Here is a 17162-nt window from a genome sequence, read left to right as displayed (position 1 = left end):
ATTTGTTTATTAAAAGGTTTGGGGGTCTTTGGAAGATTGCCTCCGGATACTTACCTGAGGACCATCTCTCTGTACTCTCTCCTGTTCTCCATCGAGATTATCAGAGGCAGACCTACAGCAATGTGTCCGTCCTTAGCCGCCATTGGGATTGTGACCATGGAGTTCTTCTTTGCGGGTATCCTGATCTTACCTCTCGAGTTCGTTGACTTGGTTCCGTTCTCGGTCTTGCCGTCCTTTTCCACCCTATAGGTGATCTCTGCGCCCTTCGCTGCCTCCTCTCCGATCGTTACAGTCAGGAACAGGCCTACTCTTACCCACAGCAAGATTATCAGTGACAGCAGCAACACGGTCGCGATCGCTAACATATAGATAGCCAACGATAAAGAACCGCCAAAGCGGCTCGAATCACCGTTACCGCCGATACCATTGTCTCCGCCTCCGGCGCCGCCGTCACCATCTCCTCCTCCGGAGTCCATTGCACTCTTCACAGCAATAGTGTGGTTGGACATCACATCGGTGAAAGTGTATATACCAGAGTCAATCTGCGCTTGGGTTAAGCTATAGAGCCCGTCTATCACCACTTCCGTTATTGTGTAGCCAACCTTTGCCTTGAATGTGAACGTTTGGCTGTTACCTTGCAGCACTGCGACCCTTCCGCTCGGGGTTATTGTGGATCCTGAGTCGGCTGTCGCTGTGATGGTGTATTGCTTGTGTTCAGGTTGGTTCGGATCTTCCAGTACATCCGGGATGCCGTTGCTGTTGGTGTCTATTCCCCATACAGCGTAGACGGTCTCGTCGTTGCCGCTGATCGTCACCGATGTGACGAGTGCCGGCACGGTGTCGCCCTTTGCGAGGACGCCCGTCTGAGCCAGGGACCATCCCATGAAGAGGACGTCCGATCCGCCCTGCTGCGCGTGGGTCGGCGCCGTCGGGGACAGGGTGTGTGCTCCGTCGAGGAGGCCTGTCTCCTTCGCCGGTGCGCCCGTTCCGCCGTTGGCGTCGTAGGTGACGGAGTATGTGTTCTTGGTGACGTCAGGTATGCCGTTGCTGTTGGTGTCTATTCCCCATACAGCGTAGACGGTCTCGTCGTTGCCGCTGATCGTCACCGATGTGACGAGTGCCGGCACGGTGTCGCCCTTTGCGAGGACGCCCGTCTGAGCCAGGGACCATCCCATGAAGAGGACGTCCGATCCGCCCTGCTGCGCGTGGGTCGGCGCCGTCGGGGACAGGGTGTGTGCTCCGTCGAGGAGGCCTGTCTTCTTCGCCGGTGCGCCCGTTCCGCCGTTGGCGTCGTAGGTGACGGAGTATGTGTTCTCGGTGACGTCAGGTATGCCGTTGCTGTTGATGTCTATTCCCCATACAGCGTAGACGGTCTCATCGTTGCCGCTGATCGTCACCGATGTGACGAGTGCCGGCACGGTGTCGCCCTTTGCGAGGACGCCCGTCTGAGCCAGGGACCATCCCATGAAGAGGACGTCCGATCCGCCCTGCTGCGCGTGGGTCGGCGCCGTCGGGGACAGGGTGTGTGCTCCGTCGAGGAGGCCTGTCTCCTTCGCCGGTGCGCCCGTTCCGCCGTTGGCGTCGTAGGTGACGGAGTATGTGTTCTCGGTGACGTCAGGTATGCCGTTGCTGTTGGTGTCTATTCCCCATACAGCGTAGACGGTCTCGTCGTTGCCGCTGATCGTCACCGATGTGACGAGTGCCGGCACGGTGTCGCCCTTTGCGAGGACGCCCGTCTGAGCCAGGGACCATCCCATGAAGAGGACGTCCGATCCGCCCTGCTGCGCGTGGGTCGGCGCCGTCGGGGACAGGGTGTGTGCTCCGTCGAGGAGGCCTGTCTCCTTCGCCGGTGCGCCCGTTCCGCCGTTGGCGTCGTAGGTGACGGAGTATGTGTTCTCGGTGACGTCAGGTATGCCGTTGCTGCTGGTGTCTATTCCCCATACAGCGTAGACGGTCTCGTCGTTGCCGCTGATCGTCACCGATGTGACGAGTGCCGGCACGGTGTCGCCCTTTGCGAGGACGCCCGTCTGAGCCAGGGACCATCCCATGAAGAGGACGTCCGATCCGCCCTGCTGCGCGTGGGTCGGCGCCGTCGGGGACAGGGTGTGTGCTCCGTCGAGGAGGCCTGTCTTCTTCGCCGGTGCGCCCGTTCCGCCGTTGGCGTCGTAGGTGACGGAGTATGTGTTCTCGGTGACGTCAGGTATGCCGTTGCTGTTGGTGTCTATTCCCCATACAGCGTAGACGGTCTCGTCGTTGCCGCTGATCGTCACCGATGTGACGAGTGCCGGCACGGTGTCGCCCTTTGCGAGGACGCCCGTCTGAGCCAGGGACCATCCCATGAAGAGGACGTCCGATCCGCCCTGCTGCGCGTGGGTCGGCGCCGTCGGGGACAGGGTGTGTGCTCCGTCGAGGAGGCCTGTCTCCTTCGCCGGTGCGCCCGTTCCGCCGTTGGCGTCGTAGGTGACGGAGTATGTGTTCTCGGTGACGTCAGGTATGCCGTTGCTGTTGGTGTCTATTCCCCATACAGCGTAGACGGTCTCGTCGTTGCCGCTGATCGTCACCGATGTGACGAGTGCCGGCACGGTGTCGCCCTTTGCGAGGACGCCCGTCTGAGCCAGGGACCATCCCATGAAGAGGACGTCCGATCCGCCCTGCTGCGCGTGGGTCGGCGCCGTCGGGGACAGGGTGTGTGCTCCGTCGAGGAGGCCTGTCTCCTTCGCCGGTGCGCCCGTTCCGCCGTTGGCGTCGTAGGTGACGGAGTATGTGTTCTCGGTGACGTCAGGTATGCCGTTGCTGTTGGTGTCTATTCCCCATACAGCGTAGACGGTCTCATCGTTGCCGCTGATCGTCACCGATGTGACGAGTGCCGGCACGGTGTCGCCCTTTGCGAGGACGCCCGTCTGAGCCAGGGACCATCCCATGAAGAGGACGTCCGATCCGCCCTGCTGCGCGTGGGTCGGCGCCGTCGGGGACAGGGTGTGTGCTCCGTCGAGGAGGCCTGTCTCCTTCGCCGGTGCGCCCGTTCCGCCGTTGGCGTCGTAGGTGACGGAGTATGTGTTCTCGGTGACGTCAGGTATGCCGTTGCTGTTGGTGTCTACTCCCCATACAGCGTAGACCGTGACGTCCGCGTTGACTATCAGGACATCCGTGTTAAGCGGAGGTACCGGGTCGCCGTATATCAGGATCCCGACCTGCTCGAGGGACCATCCCATGAACAGCGCCGGCGATCCACCGATGTCCGAGTGGGTGGGCTCTGTCGATGACAGGTTGTATGTTCCGGGTATGAGGTCCGTTTCCGTTGCAGGTGCGCCCGTTCCGCCGTTGGCGTCATATATCAGCGAGAATCCTGTCTCGGTGACGTCGGGTATGCCGTTGCTGTTGGTGTCTATTCCCCATACAGCGTAGACCGTGACGTCCGCGTTGACTATCAGGACATCCGTGTTAAGAGGAGGTACCGGGTCGCCGTATATCAGGACCCCGACCTGCTCGAGGGACCATCCCATGAGCAGCACCGGCGATCCACCGATGTCCGAGTGGGTGGGCTCTGTCGATGACGGGTTGTATGTTCCGGGTATGAGGTCCGTTTCCGTTGCGGGTGCGCCCGTTCCGCCGTTGGCGTCATATATCAGCGAGAATCCTGTCTCGGTGACGTCGGGTATGCCGTTGCTGTTGGTGTCTATTCCCCATACAGCGTAGACCGTGACGTCCGCGTTGACTATCAGGACATCCGTGTTAAGAGGAGGTACCGGGTCGCCGTATATCAGGACCCCGACCTGCTCGAGGGACCATCCCATGAACAGCACCGGCGATCCACCGATGTCCGAGTGGGTGGGCTCTGTCGATGACAGGTTGTATGTTCCGGGTATGAGGTCCGTTTCCGTTGCGGGTGCGCCCGTTCCGCCGTTGGCGTCGTAGGTGATGGAGAACGCACTGAGAATGATGTCGGCTCCGCTTTTTGCAAGGAAATATCCTTGGTTTGCCGAAATAGGACCAAGTATGAAGTTATCAGAGAACGCCGTACCGTTGATTACTGCGTTGGCACCGAATGCCGGGTTGAATATATCAATGGTGTATGTAGCGGTCGGATCGAAAGCTGGTGCATCCGGAGATACTATCACGCTTATCCTTTCTACCCCTGCGTATATCATGCCGTTGATTGTCGGATCTCCGCCCAGTTCCACATATACATCTGCGCCTGCCTTGATGGCGTAACCGCCCATCGTCATGACGTTACCGCCGGTTATGATTACTGTGCCAGAATCGGCGATGCTGATCGCTGCGCTTGTCGGAGAGGTTGAGGCATTTCCCACCAAACCTCCCTTGATCTCAAGCAATGTGGCAGCTGTCGTGCCTCCGGAAATGACAACAGCGGCTGTGGGGCTGTATGATGTCACTGTTGTGACCTTGCCCGGGATCTGATCTATTGTGATCTTTCCGTTGCTGTCGCTGACGATCGCGTGTCCGTCGGTCGAATTAGTAGACTCTATGTTGCCGCCTGATATATTCATGGCCGCGCCGCCCGATAATCCTACAGCGGTCCCCTCTCCCTGCACCGTACCGTCGAATATGTTCAGCACCGTGTTGTCCGAACAGTATATCGCAGACTGAGTAAGTTCTGAAATCACATAGCCACCGTTGATGTTCACTGTTGCCGTTCCGGTAGCGGTGATAGTCGAGCCGGAAGCGAGGACGGAGGTGTTGGGCCTTTGGACCTTGCCGCCGATGTTGACGTTGAACGTACTGTTGCTGACAGTCACCGTGTTGCCAGTAGATATTGAGTTGTTGGCGAGGGTCGCCTCATTGTCGACCGTGACCCCATTGCTTATTGTGACCAGACTCGTCGTGGGAGTTCCAGAAAGGTTGCCGTAGAGTGTGATCTTTCCCCAATCTTTGCCTGTTGCTCCGCCGTTGAATGTCATGGCGGCCTCTCCAGTGTCCAGCGAAGTGTTATAGTCCTCTTCGTTTCCGTCTCCCCAGAATGTTATCGAGCATGGGTTGCCTGCTGCATTGGCCTTGATGGCATCAACAGAATCTTGTACGGGCTTATCGACCCCGCTGATGGGGAATGTTAGATCCTCCCAATAGTAAGCGGTGGAGCCTGCGCTGATCTTTACCTGAGCAGTGAAGGTTTGAGTGCCGCCGCTGTTATCGCCATATATTATCCTGTATTCATACACTGGCTGTCCCAGGAGAAGGTCCCCGTTGGATGGGACCAAGTAGAAGGTCGAGTCATAATACTCGAACTTCCAATCAGCGCTCGCGCCTTGGAACACCGCTTTATCGCCTACAGCAGGAGTTGTTATTTCGATATAGTAAACATTACTGCCTACGAGAGGGTCGGTGTTGAACTCCTCGTTCCATGCTGTTATCTTTTCTTTCGGTGCGCTGATCCTGCCCTTAACGTAGGGATCCCCGCCTAAGGAAAGCGGACCTGTGGTGTCGATTGCTTTAGCGGCATTCGACATGAAATCGCCGCCGATTATGTTTATGCTTCCTATATTTGAGATTGCCAGGCCAGTGTCGGATTGGACAGTACTGTTGACGATCATGATAGACCCCGACACATTTCTGTTGTCGATCGCTATGCCCGTGCCGGTCGCCTGGATCAGGGCATCGCTGATGCTTATGCTTCCTAATGCAACGCTGTTATCGATCGCTCTGCCATTGATTGTTTGGATCGTGCCGCCGTAGATGTTTACTCCACCAGTAGACTGATTGGAGATCGTTCTGGCAGTGGTGGCGGTGGACGTGTTGTCCACTGTGCCACCAGATATCTTCAACACGCCGTTGTTATTGCTCAGGATCGTACCCGAGGCAGAGTTGGCGTTCTTGCTGGTGACCTTGCCGCCGGAGATATCTATCGTTCCTCCGGCGGTGTTGTATATCGCTCCCCCATCGCCCAAATTCTGTATCAGGGTCGGGACGAGGGGTGTTGTCTCAGAGATGCTTATCGTTCCTCCAGCATTGTTGTAGATGGTCGGGCTGTTGGCTACATTGTCGCCTGTGGAATTGTTCTGCACCGTTCCGCCGGATATGTTCACTGCGTTGTTGAGAGCAGAGCTGTTCAGAATCACAACAGCACCATTATTGACGGTACTGCCGGTGTAGGTGTTCTCCACCAAGCCGCCGGAGATGTTTAAAACGCCCCCGGAATTATTCACAATGGTGCCTCTTACGGAGGTACTGCTGTTCGCACTGGTGATCTTGGCATTTCCCGAGACATTGGCCGTTCCTGAATTGGATATCGCCGGAGCGGTGTTCGCCGTGACCGTGCCGCCAGAGATGTTCACCGTTCCTGTGGAACCGGTGATAATCCCAGTGCCTGCTCCGCCGCTGAGAACCTTCACGTCGCCGTTGGTCATTGTCAGCGTTCCTGCGGATATGTTAATTACCTTGCTGCCTGCGACACTTGCACCGCTCAGCTGCACCGTGCCGCCGCTGATGCTCACTGTGCTTCCCGCATTCGTGCAGTAGATCGTGGTTGCACTGCTGCCGGCCGATGTGTTCTCTACTGTGCCAGCGGTTATGGTCAGCATACCGGCACTGCTCGCTGAACCATTCAAAATGGTGCCTTGTGTGGAACTGCTGTTCGCACTGGTAATCTTGGCGCTTCCGGAAATATTGACCGTTCCGTTATTCTGAATTGCCGGGCCTGTGATCGCCGTGACCGTGCCGCCGGATATGTTCGCCGTTGCTCCGGGATTGATGAGGATCCCGGTGCTTGCACCGCTGAGGATCTTCACATCGCCGTTTGTCATTGTCAATGTTCCGTAGGTAAAATGAATTGCCCTGCTGCCTGTGGCGCTTGCGCCGCTCAGCTGCACCGTGCCGCCGCTTATGCTCACCGTGCTTGCCGAATTGGCACAGTAGATCGCAACAGCATTGGTACCTGTCGATGTGTTCTCGACTGTGCCGGCGGTCATGGTCAGCGTACCCGAGGCACTTGAAGCGACCATTATGGTGCCTTGGCCGTTAGTGCTGCTCTGACTGGTGACGGTGCCGCCGGAAACACTGACGTTCCCTAGATTATAGATCGCCGGGCCGGCATTCGCCTTCACTATGCCTCCGCTGATATTTACCGTCGCACCGTTGGTGTTCCATATCGCACCTGAACGGATGCCGGAGGTGGAGGATGTGTTCTCAACTGTGCCGCCATATATGTTCACTATGCCCAAGTTATCAATCGTGCCTGTGTTTACTGTGAGATGTGTGGCAGCGCTTGTGATGCCAATTGGGGATGTTGAAAAAATATTTAACACCCCGCTGTTTGAAATTGCACTACCTGTACCTGCTCCCGCCTTGATCGTTACCGTACTGCCGTTGACCTCCATATTCGCCGATTGGCCGTTACATATTGCATCACCCGTGCTTATGTTCTCCACAGTACCGCCAAAGATCTTTAACGTCGTGTCGGTCGTTGATGTGGGATAGTTATTAATTGCCGTACCGGAACCTGAGGAACTGATGAGCGCATTATCCCGGATCGTTACTGCCCCGTCAAGCGTGGATGCGTTATATATTACAACGCCATAAACAGACTTCACAACAGCATTACCGGAGATGTCCAATTTTCCACCGACATCGTTATAGATATTATAAGCGGAGCCGGGCTTGGCTGAGGTCGACACGGTAGTGAACGCGACCGTGCCGCCTAATATGTTCACCGTACCGGAGTTATAGATGACATATGCGTTGACTATTTGTGGGAGGTCGACATCGTTAGAGATGTCTGCATAACTGTCTACGATTATGCCGTCTTCGACGGAGACCGTCGCGGCTGCCGGGCCCGGCGAACCGGAGACGATCGACGTTACTTTGCCGTAAAGCGTGATGGTGCCCCATGTCACCGAGTCGTTGTTGAAAGATATGCCCACTGCTCCGATATCCAATATGCCGGGTGAATACGGGTTCGCACCTATATCTCCCCAAAATGTTATAGAACATGCTCTGCCGGCGGCGTTCGTATTGATCTCCTCGATGGCGGATTGAATACTTGTGACGTTTACGGCAAGATCTTGCCAATCTGTTCCGTCACCTACTTGAACTGTGTATGAGTCGGACGATAGGATCCTATAATCTGTGTCGGTCGGCGGTTCCGCCGACGAATCCGATGATTGATCGAAATCTACCGCCATTACTACAAATGCTCCAGGCAATACCAACACTGCAGCCAAAACTACCAGTGTCGACATGCGCCTGCTCTTGTATGAATTGAATTTCATTTTTGCCCCCCTCCTGTTTTTTAACATATAAAGTCGTAACCTGAAACGACCGGCAGAATCATCGGAGAGGGATGTGGCCCGAATAGCATAGAATAAAGCCACCGGACCTCATTCACCCCCCGTATGAGTCCCTCTGTCTTCAGTTAAGACCGCTATAACCATATCTATAGAAAGTTATCATATATTAACATTTATCTCATACCGCGATTGTATCGGTAAATCAAGATCGGGTTCTGATCTACTATCCGGCCATATTTCAATGTGTAAAATTATCTTACTGCATTCCCGCATCCTGTTACAACTTGCCGGCCAAAGTGCAGAAACAAACTGCGAGTCCGTGTCCACTGACACCGGCGACACATAAGATTATTTTATCTGTTTACTATTAGGAACCAGAGGGACCCGATGTCAAAAGTAAAGGTTGGGATTAACGGTTACGGCACTATCGGCAAAAGAGTGGCTGATGCGGTAAAAGCACAAAACGATATGGAAGTGGTCGGAGTAACAAAGACGAGACCGACATTTGAGGCGCAGACAGCAATTGACAAAGGATTCAGCTTATATGTGCCGGAAGATAGTCTGAAAGCCTTCAGGGACGCAAAGATGCCTGTCAAAGGAACGATCAAAGACCTTTACAAAGCGGCAGAGATAATGGTGGACTGCACACCCGGAGATGTCGGAGAGAAATACAAGGCCGAATATGAGGCGGCGGGGATCAAAGCGATATTCCAAGGCGGCGAGGATCACAGTTTGACGGGCATATCCTTCAACTCGACCGCCAACTACAGCGAATCCTGGGGTGCGCAATTCTCAAGGGTCGTCTCATGCAATACGACCGGACTGCTCAGAACTCTGAACCCGATCGATAAGAAGATCAAGATAAAGAATGCTTATGTCACGCTGGTCAGAAGGGGCGTTGATCCCGGAGACAGCAAAGGCGGTCCGATCAACGGTTTGGAGCCGACCGTTAAACTGCCCACACACCACGGGCCGGATGTAAAGAGCATAATGCCGTGGCTGAACATCAACACGATGGCGATTAAAGCATCGACGACCCTCATGCACCTCCACACTGTGGTGGTAGAACTTGAAAAAGAGACGGGCACCGACGAGATCCTCAACATAATGAGAACATCCCCGCGTGTGAAACTCATAAAAAGCAGCAGCGGGATCAAAGGCACTGCAGAGATAATGGAGCTCGGAAGAGAGATGGGAAGGAACAGATCCGACATGTATGAGATAGTGGTATGGGAGGATGGGGTGAAGGTTGTGGGAAAAATGCTTTACTACTATCAAGCGGTGCATCAGGAATCCGACGTCGTGCCGGAGAACATAGACTGCATAAGGTCCATGTGTAAGATGGAAGAGGATGCATCTGTATCCATCTCAAAGACCAACAAATCCTTAGGAATACGCCAATAAGGGTGGTAGCACGAAAGACTTCAATACGCTGGAGGATTTCAACTTCAAAGACAAGACGGTCCTTTTAAGGGTGGATATAAACTGTCCTCTCGACAAGAAGACGCTCAAAATATTGAATGATGTGAGGATCAGAAGCATTGTTCCGACAGTGAGGGAACTGATGGGGAAGAGGGCAAAGGTCATCATCATTGCGCACCAGAGCAGAAAGGGTGCATGGGATTTCATCAGTTTGGAGCAGCATGCGGCACTCCTTTCCAAGAACCTCAACGCACCGGTGAGATATGTGAACGATGTGATTGGCGATGAAGCGAAAAAAGCAATTACCCAGCTTAGACCCGGAGAGGTCATTCTCCTGGGTAACGTGAGAGAATTGGAATGTGAATCCCGTGAAGTGGAGATGTCCGAGCACGCAGAAGCTAAACTGGTTACCGAATTGCTTCCTCTGATCGATTATTACGTCTGCGACGCATTCGGTGCGTCACACCGCTCTCAGTGTTCTTTGGTGGGGTTCCCTATGAAGGTCCCGTCGGCATCGGGGAGACTGATGGCAAGGGAGCTGTACGCCCTGAGGACGATCTTGGAAAAACCGAGACGCCCCTCCGTATTCATTCTCGGCGGGGCTAAATTTGCGGATGTCCCCCATATGATCAATACCGTCCTGACAAGCGGAATAGCAGACACAGTTATCTTGACCGGACTCACAGGTAACGCATTCCTGCTCGCAAGAGGAGTTGACATCGGGGAATCCAGCAAAAAAGTACTTGCCGACGAACTCACTGAGGAGAATTTCCGGAGGGCAAAGGATGTTCTGTCCAGGCACGGGCAAAAAATATTGCTCCCTGTGGATGTGGCAGTTGAAAGGAACGGCAAAAGAGTTTGTGTGAGCACAGGAGATATGCCGACTCCGGAACCTGCGCTGGACATAGGAGATCAGTCAATAGATAAATTCAGAAAGGTCATACTTTCTTCAAAGACATCGTTCATGTCTGGTCCCGCTGGCATGTTCGAAAAACCGGGCTTCGAGGTCGGCACGAAACAGTTGATGATGGCGATGGTTGAAAGCAAGGGGCTTTCCGTCCTCGGAGGAGGGCACACAGCAGGCGCGGCGGAACGATTCGACCTTGCGGACCGTGTTTCATATGTAAGCACAGGAGGCGGTGCGCTGGAGACATTCATTCTGCAGGAGCCGCTCCCGGTAATAGAGGCCCTGAAGTATTCGAAAGAGAAGTTCTCCGCTCAGTGATGCGGGTCAACGCATCTGCATTTCATCCTGGCAAGTGCTTCCCTGATGCGTTCGACGGGCTCCGTTACCGTCATCCGTATATAACCTTCGACCGAATTCCCGAATCCCGGTCCGGGTGTGACGATCACACCTATGTCAAGCATCATCCTGGTGAATTCTTCCGACGGCATTCTGCAGTTGAACCAAACATAGAACGTGCCTTTCGGCATTGTAACATTGAAACCGAGTTCCCTCAGGCCATCGACCAGGACCCTCCGTCTCTCGGCATAGATGTCCATATTGTTCTTCAGAACACCGGGTAATTTCCCGTCGTCATTGTAAAGTTCCAGTGCCGTTATCGCAGCCTTCTGTATGAATATCGGCGCGCCCGAGTCTATCTGACCTTTGCACTTCTTAAGCCCTGCGACAAGGTCGGGATGGCCCACCGCATAACCCAACCTGAATCCCGTCATGTTGAATGTTTTTGAGAATGATCCGAATTCAATGCAGTCGGGTCCAGCCTGAAGTGCGGAAGGTGCGCGGTAATCATCGTAGCACATCTCCGAATAAGCGTTATCGTAACATAAGATCGTGTTATTCGTCTGGCACCATTCATACACCTTCTTCAGATATTGAAGGTCGCATGTCGCACCTGTCGGATTGTTCGGATAGTTGATGTACAGCATCTTTGCGCCTTTGGGGCACTCGTTCATATCCAATAGCCAATCCTTTTCCGCCCTGAGCGGGACCAGTACACATTTTGCTTCGTTGAAGAGCGTAGAGGCGCCCGAATAGACAGGATATCCTGGACTCGGGGCGATTATCGTCTCTCCGGGGTTGACGAACGCCTGAGAGATGTTGAAAATCGCTTCTTTGGATCCTATCGTGATGCAGACCTGTTTATCGGGATCGACATCGATACCGAATCTCTTCTTATACCATTTTGCAACTGCTATCCTGAGATCCTTTTCACCCTGTGATGAGGAATATTTCTGGTTATCGTTCACGGCGGCTGCGATCTGCATCGTTTTAACTATCTTTTCCGGCGTGGGAAGGTCCGGATCGCCGATACCAAAATCTATCATGTCCATCCCTTCCTTTCTCTTTACCGCCGCAAGCTCCTCCAGCCTTACAAACAAGTAGGGGGGAAGCGCCTTGAGTCTTTCTGATTGTTCGAATTTTGCCACACAAATCACTCATCCGAGATATTACCTTCATATACCAATTCTGCGGGCCCCTCCATGTAAACATGGCTGAGGTCTTTTTTTACCGTTATCGTCAACCATCCGCCCGGAAGACGGACGGCGACCGGTTCATCGAAAGAGACCAGACCGTTCACGGCAGCGGCCACCGTAGATGCGCACGCACCTGTGCCGCATGCCAGCGTCCATTGGGCTCCTCTTTCATACACTTTTATGTGAATATTTCCGTCCTCAATCCTGCAGAACTCTACATTAGTTCTTTTCGGGAATAGTTTGTATTTCTCCAGTATCGGCCCGAGTCTGATGACCTCACCGTCATCCAGATCCGAAAATGTTATGAAATGGGGGTTGCCCATTGAAACAGCGTTGCCTCTGATAACCAAATTATCCACTTTTAGCTGCCTGTCGATGAATTTTCCGTCGTGATCGATCGGTATGGACCTGCCATCAAGGATCGGTGCGCCCATGTCCACTCTGACAGTGACGACCTTATCGGCATCTAAAGCTACCTTTACGGTCTTTATTCCGGCAAGAGTATCGATGGTGAATTCTGTTTTGTCAACGACCCCAAAATCATATGCATGCTTTGCGAGACACCTTATCCCATTACCGCACATCTCCGCTTCCGTGCCGTCTGCGTTGATAACTCTCATTCCTACATCCGCCTTGTCCCCGGAGAGAAGGAACAGCACGCCGTCTGCGCCGATGCCGTAGTTCCTATCACAGAGAAGTTTACATCTGTCCTTGTCGATTTCGATATCGTTCCCGATCCAGTCGAAAAGGATGAAATCATTCCCTATCCCATGATATTTCCAGAACTTCATCTCATTAGCCTCGCAGGTATCCTCTGATGTCTCCATTGTTCCTCAACGGTCTCAGACTCCCTGATCAATTCCGCTTTGCCGCCATTCACAAGGACCTCTCTGCATAGAGGGCGTGTGTTATAGTTGCTTGACATTGAGAACCCGTATGCCCCAGCATCATATACAACGACTATGTCCCCTTCATCCGGATCCGGAAGCACGCGGTCATGTGCCAGATGGTCGCCGGACTCGCATATCGGCCCTACGACATCATACTTTGCCGTGCAGGCTTTTCCGAATTTATTCCCTATTTCAACATGATGATAGGAATCATACATCGCCGGTCTGACGAGTGTGTTGAATCCTGCGTCAACACCGATGTACTTCTTCACGCCGGCATCCTTGACATCAACGCATTTTGTAAGAAGGACCGTGCTGTCGCACACGATATATCTTCCAGGTTCAAGGAGTATTGTTCTTACATCCGTACCTTCGAGTATCATCTCTGTTAGGGTCGCGCCCAGATCATTGATGTCCATCTCCGGCTCATTCTGATGATAAGGTACGCCTATTCCGCCTCCGATGTCTATGAACTCAAGATCTATCCCCTTCTCTTTCAGTTTGTTAGTGATCTCTATCAGTACTTCAACAACATCGACGAATGGTTCAACGGTAAGTCCTCCGGAACCTATGTGTGCATGGATCCCTTTTATTTTAAAGCCAAGTTCCTTCGCACGCAGGTATGTTTTTATTACCTGGCTCTTAGGAATGCCGAACTTCGATCCCTTTGAGCCGGTGACGACCTTCGCACTGTGCCCCGAACCCACGTCAGGGGTGATCCTGAACGATATCGGGAGAGATCTGTTGATCTTAGCGAGTCTTTCCAGTTCGGATGCGGAATCAACATTGATCATCACGCCCATGTCGGTCACGGCTTTCAATTCCTCATTGCTTACATTCACTCCGGTGTACATTATCTTGTCCGGATCGAACCCGGCCTTCAGGCAGGTCATGACCTCTCCTACGGAAACGGCATCGATGCCGCACCCTTCGCTTTCCAGGATCTTCAGTATGGCAAGGTTGGTGTTCGCTTTGCACGCATAGTTGATCCTGGTGTCCATATGCTTTGAGAACGCATTGTATATGTTGCGGTAGTTCTCTCTGAGCCTCTTCTCCTCGGTAACATAAACGGGAGTTCCGAACTCCTTTGCGATATCCGTGACCGGTATACCGCCGAACATCATCACGCCGTTCTTACTTTCGAAATTTCTCATTCGACTGTTCCCCTCACATACTTTTTGTGCAGCAACTTGACGACCTCGGTCGCCATCGACATCGGAACAACAAAGTTCAAAGATACATCGGAAGCTCCTTCCGATATCATCTCCACGTTCGCTCTCGCTTCTTTCACTACGGTGAATATCTCTGCCGATACTCCGCACTTCGAAAGCAGATTGTCTCCCACTGCACATATGAGCGCCATATCGCTCTTTACCTCGATCCTTTCGATGTCCTCGGGGTCGAGGGTGTTCAGCTTGGACAATATCGCCTTGATGTCGTTATTATGCACAAGGAACGCTACAGTGGAGAGCGAGGTTGAAATGGAATAGATGACCACTTCGTTCTCCGCGATCTTTTCGATTATACGGGCGATCATGTCCGGCCGGTAAGCGATCTCGGCCGAACTTATCGATATGATGGATAGATCCGCCTTTAGTGCGACGCTCATCAGCATATCCGTATTTTGCTTCCTCAGGTGATGGATGATTGTACCCGGCTCTTCGGGTTTGAACGAGTTCCTGACCGTGAGAGGGATCTGTCTCATCCTCACCGGTTCGATCGTTCTCGGGTGAAGCACCTTCGCACCGAAGTATGCAAGTTCGGCGGCCTCGCCGAAGTTCATCTCCTCTATCTTTATCGCATCCGATACGATGCGCGGGTCGGCGGACATGAATCCGTCCACATCCGTCCATATCTCCAGAAGATCAGCATCCATGGCATTCGCAACGACAGCCGCCGAATAATCGCTTCCGCCTCTCCCGAAGGTCAGCGGTTTCCCGTCGTTGCTTAGATTCGTTCCGTAGAACCCGGTGATCACGGGGATTATGCCTTCCTCCACATATGGTTTGACCTTCATTGCCATCAATGACTCTGTCCTGACAAGATCCGCGCTTCCGGAAAGCGGCCTTCCCTCGGCGACTATCCCGCTGTCCTCGGATGTGAGGGCTACCGCTTTTGCTCCTGCCGCCATCAGTGCGTGGCATAGAATGAGGGTCGAGAATCTCTCTCCCTGGGATGTGACATTGTCTTTGAAGTATGGATCGTTAATTGCGTTCTTGTCTTCAAGGAGGTCTCTGAACTTCCCCATCCTTTGGTTGAAGTCCTTCATGAATTCCTTCATCTGCTCCTTGTTCAATATCTGGGATGCGGCATCGATGTGCTTCTTCTCGAATCCGTCCAATAGATCCCGTTTACTGGCCGGAAGGTTCTCGGCACCGCTCACAAGGAAGTTGGTCACACCGGACATCGCCGATGCTACGACGATCGGACTGTTCCCTTCACGCATTACTATCTTCACAGCTCTTTGCAGAGCCTCGGGAGAACCCATGCTGGTACCTCCGAATTTCATTACAGTTATCATAGGCCAAGAACCTCGTCTAAGTTGTGGACCTTTCCGTCCCTTTTACCATAAATCCATCTGATCGATTCAATGAAGCCGCTGGCAAGCGCATCTCTTGATGCCATGCTGTGCTTTATCTCGATCCTTTCCCCGTTGCCGACGAACATTACGGTGTGATCGCCGACAATGTCGCCGCCGCGTATGGAATGCACTCCGATCTCCCTCTTTCTGGCTCCGACGTGACCTTCGCGGCCGTATACGACGGACTCGATGCCGGTGATCTTCTGCATCCTCTTCACTGCCTCCATTGCGGTCCCGGAGGGTGAATCTATCTTTTGGTTGTGATGTGCTTCTATCACTTCAATATCATAATCTTTCAACGTTGCCGCCAATATCTCGCACGTCTTCCAGAACACGTTCACCCCGACGGCGAAGTTCGCGGAGTGGACGGCGGATGTTTTGTTCTTTGCGATCTCGTCCGTCATATTCTTGATGATGTCGGCTGGTATTCCCGTTGTCCCGAGGACGATGTTGACCCCCATTGCCGGGATCCTTGTGATAATGTTCGCAGCCGGCTTAGGTGCCGTTATATCAACATAGACATCAGCATCCTCCAGCACTTCCTTCAGGCTGTCCTGCCCCTTTGCGATGACACCGGGGTATATCTCTTTCCCGAACATCGGCTCATTCGGTGCGATCATTGCACCGACCAGCTTCATGTCGCTGCTTTTCTGTATTATGTCGCAGATCGTGCTCCCCATCTTACCGGAAGCGCCTCCTAATGCTACATTTATCATTTTACCACGCCCCAATGTTCTTCATCGCCGCATCAACGGACACACGGCTCTTATCGGTGATCCTTGTCAACGGAAGTCTCGGCGCCCCGGTACCGTATCCCATCTTTGACATGACATATTTGATCGGGATCGGGTTGGTCTCTATGAATAACGCATCGAATACGGGAGTGAGCTCTGCGACCATCTTGTCAGCCGAAACATTGTTGCCGCTGAGAAGTGCGTTCACAAGTTCTGACATCTTTCTCGGAAGACAATTGGATGTCACTGAGATAACGCCATCGCCGCCGCTTCTTATGAGTGCCGGGGTGAATGCATCATCGCCGCTAAGGACCTCGAATCCCTTCGGCCTTTTCCTTATTATTTCCTTTATCTGTTCGAGGTTGCCGCTGGCTTCCTTCACTGCCTTGATACCTTCGATCTCCGCCATCCTGAGCATGGTCTCCGCCGTAACGTTGGAAGCTGTCCTTCCGGGGATGTTATACACCACTACCGGAATATTGACGGATTCGGCGATCGCCTTGAAGTGTTGATATATTCCCTCCTGGGTCGGCCTGACATAGTATGGGGAAATTGACAAAAGACCGTCGACGCCCAGATCCTCCGCGCGCTTGCTCAGCATGACCGCCTCGGACGTCGAATTGCTGCCTGCGCCGGCCAGGACCTTTGCCTTCTTTACATGATCCACAACTACCTCTATCACATGTATGTGTTCATCGTGGCTGAGCATTGCGGATTCACCCGTGGAGCCGCATGGAACGATAGTATCTATGCCGTTCTCTTCCTGAAACTCTACAAGTCTTCTGAGGCCTTCCTCGTCAACCTTGTTGCCCTTAGTGAAAGGAGTGATTATTGCGGTGGAAATGCCTCTGAACAT

Annotated in this window: 9 protein-coding genes; 2 read left to right on the top strand and 7 right to left on the bottom strand. The window is 53.3% G+C overall.

Going from position 1 to position 17162, the window contains the following annotated elements:
- Window positions 1–50: 50 nt before the first annotated feature.
- On the bottom strand, window positions 51–8222 hold the full coding sequence (locus tag Mpt1_RS00460; RefSeq protein ID WP_158386704.1) for a beta strand repeat-containing protein: 8172 nt from the start codon (window positions 8220–8222) through the stop codon (window positions 51–53).
- A gap of 405 nt (window positions 8223–8627) precedes the next feature.
- Here Mpt1_RS00460 and Mpt1_RS00455 point away from each other — a divergent pair, with 405 nt between their 5' ends.
- Together Mpt1_RS00455 and Mpt1_RS00450 are read left to right on the top strand one after the other, a co-directional pair.
- Window positions 8628–9644, top strand: a complete 1017-nt coding sequence (locus tag Mpt1_RS00455; protein ID WP_048111255.1) for a type II glyceraldehyde-3-phosphate dehydrogenase — start codon at window positions 8628–8630, stop codon at window positions 9642–9644.
- Between the two features lie 28 nt (window positions 9645–9672).
- Window positions 9673–10887 (top strand): phosphoglycerate kinase, encoded by a 1215-nt coding sequence (locus Mpt1_RS00450; RefSeq protein WP_048111253.1) that lies wholly within the window; start codon window positions 9673–9675, stop codon window positions 10885–10887.
- Here Mpt1_RS00450 and Mpt1_RS00445 read toward each other — a convergent pair.
- From Mpt1_RS00445 to dapA, 6 genes are read right to left on the bottom strand one after another with little or no spacing between them, the layout of a single operon-like run.
- A complete protein-coding gene (locus Mpt1_RS00445) occupies window positions 10881–12053 on the bottom strand; it encodes an aminotransferase class I/II-fold pyridoxal phosphate-dependent enzyme (protein WP_048111251.1) in 1173 nt (390 codons plus the stop codon). The genes Mpt1_RS00450 and Mpt1_RS00445 overlap by 7 nt on opposite strands.
- 5 nt (window positions 12054–12058) lie before the next feature.
- Entirely contained in the window at window positions 12059–12928 is an 870-nt protein-coding gene (gene dapF / locus Mpt1_RS00440) for a diaminopimelate epimerase (RefSeq protein WP_238603123.1), read from the bottom strand.
- Complete coding sequence (gene lysA, locus Mpt1_RS00435) at window positions 12889–14145, bottom strand: diaminopimelate decarboxylase (protein WP_048111247.1); 1257 nt, start codon at window positions 14143–14145, stop codon at window positions 12889–12891. The genes dapF and lysA overlap by 40 nt, the downstream gene beginning before the upstream one ends.
- Window positions 14142–15479, bottom strand: a complete 1338-nt coding sequence (locus Mpt1_RS00430; protein WP_238603122.1) for an aspartate kinase — start codon at window positions 15477–15479, stop codon at window positions 14142–14144. The genes lysA and Mpt1_RS00430 overlap by 4 nt, the downstream gene beginning before the upstream one ends.
- A gap of 29 nt (window positions 15480–15508) precedes the next feature.
- On the bottom strand, window positions 15509–16288 hold the full coding sequence (dapB, locus tag Mpt1_RS00425) for a 4-hydroxy-tetrahydrodipicolinate reductase (RefSeq protein ID WP_048111244.1): 780 nt from the start codon (window positions 16286–16288) through the stop codon (window positions 15509–15511).
- 1 nt (window position 16289) lies between these two features.
- Window positions 16290–17162 carry a 4-hydroxy-tetrahydrodipicolinate synthase gene (gene dapA, locus Mpt1_RS00420; protein ID WP_048111242.1) on the bottom strand — a complete coding sequence of 291 codons (873 nt, stop codon included), beginning with the start codon at window positions 17160–17162 and terminating at the stop codon, window positions 16290–16292.

The organism is Candidatus Methanoplasma termitum (assembly GCF_000800805.1).
GTDB lineage: Archaea > Thermoplasmatota > Thermoplasmata > Methanomassiliicoccales > Methanomethylophilaceae > Methanoplasma > Methanoplasma termitum.
The sequence above is the reverse complement of the archived record's forward strand: the minus strand, read 5'-3'. Positions and strand labels throughout refer to the sequence as shown.

Bases quoted from the DNA above. Each gene is read 5' to 3' on its own strand.
- dapF (WP_238603123.1), bottom strand. From the start codon at position 12,928: ATGGAGACATCAGAGGATACCTGCGAGGCTAATGAGATGAAGTTCTGG.
- Mpt1_RS00430 (WP_238603122.1), bottom strand. From the start codon at position 15,479: ATGGGTTCTCCCGAGGCTCTGCAAAGAGCTGTGAAGATAGTAATGCGT.
- lysA (WP_048111247.1), bottom strand. From the start codon at position 14,145: ATGAGAAATTTCGAAAGTAAGAACGGCGTGATGATGTTCGGCGGTATA.
- Mpt1_RS00460 (WP_158386704.1), bottom strand. From the start codon at position 8,222: ATGAAATTCAATTCATACAAGAGCAGGCGCATGTCGACACTGGTAGTT.
- Mpt1_RS00455 (WP_048111255.1), top strand. From the start codon at position 8,628: ATGTCAAAAGTAAAGGTTGGGATTAACGGTTACGGCACTATCGGCAAA.
- dapA (WP_048111242.1), bottom strand. From the start codon at position 17,162: ATGTTCAGAGGCATTTCCACCGCAATAATCACTCCTTTCACTAAGGGC.
- dapB (WP_048111244.1), bottom strand. From the start codon at position 16,288: ATGATAAATGTAGCATTAGGAGGCGCTTCCGGTAAGATGGGGAGCACG.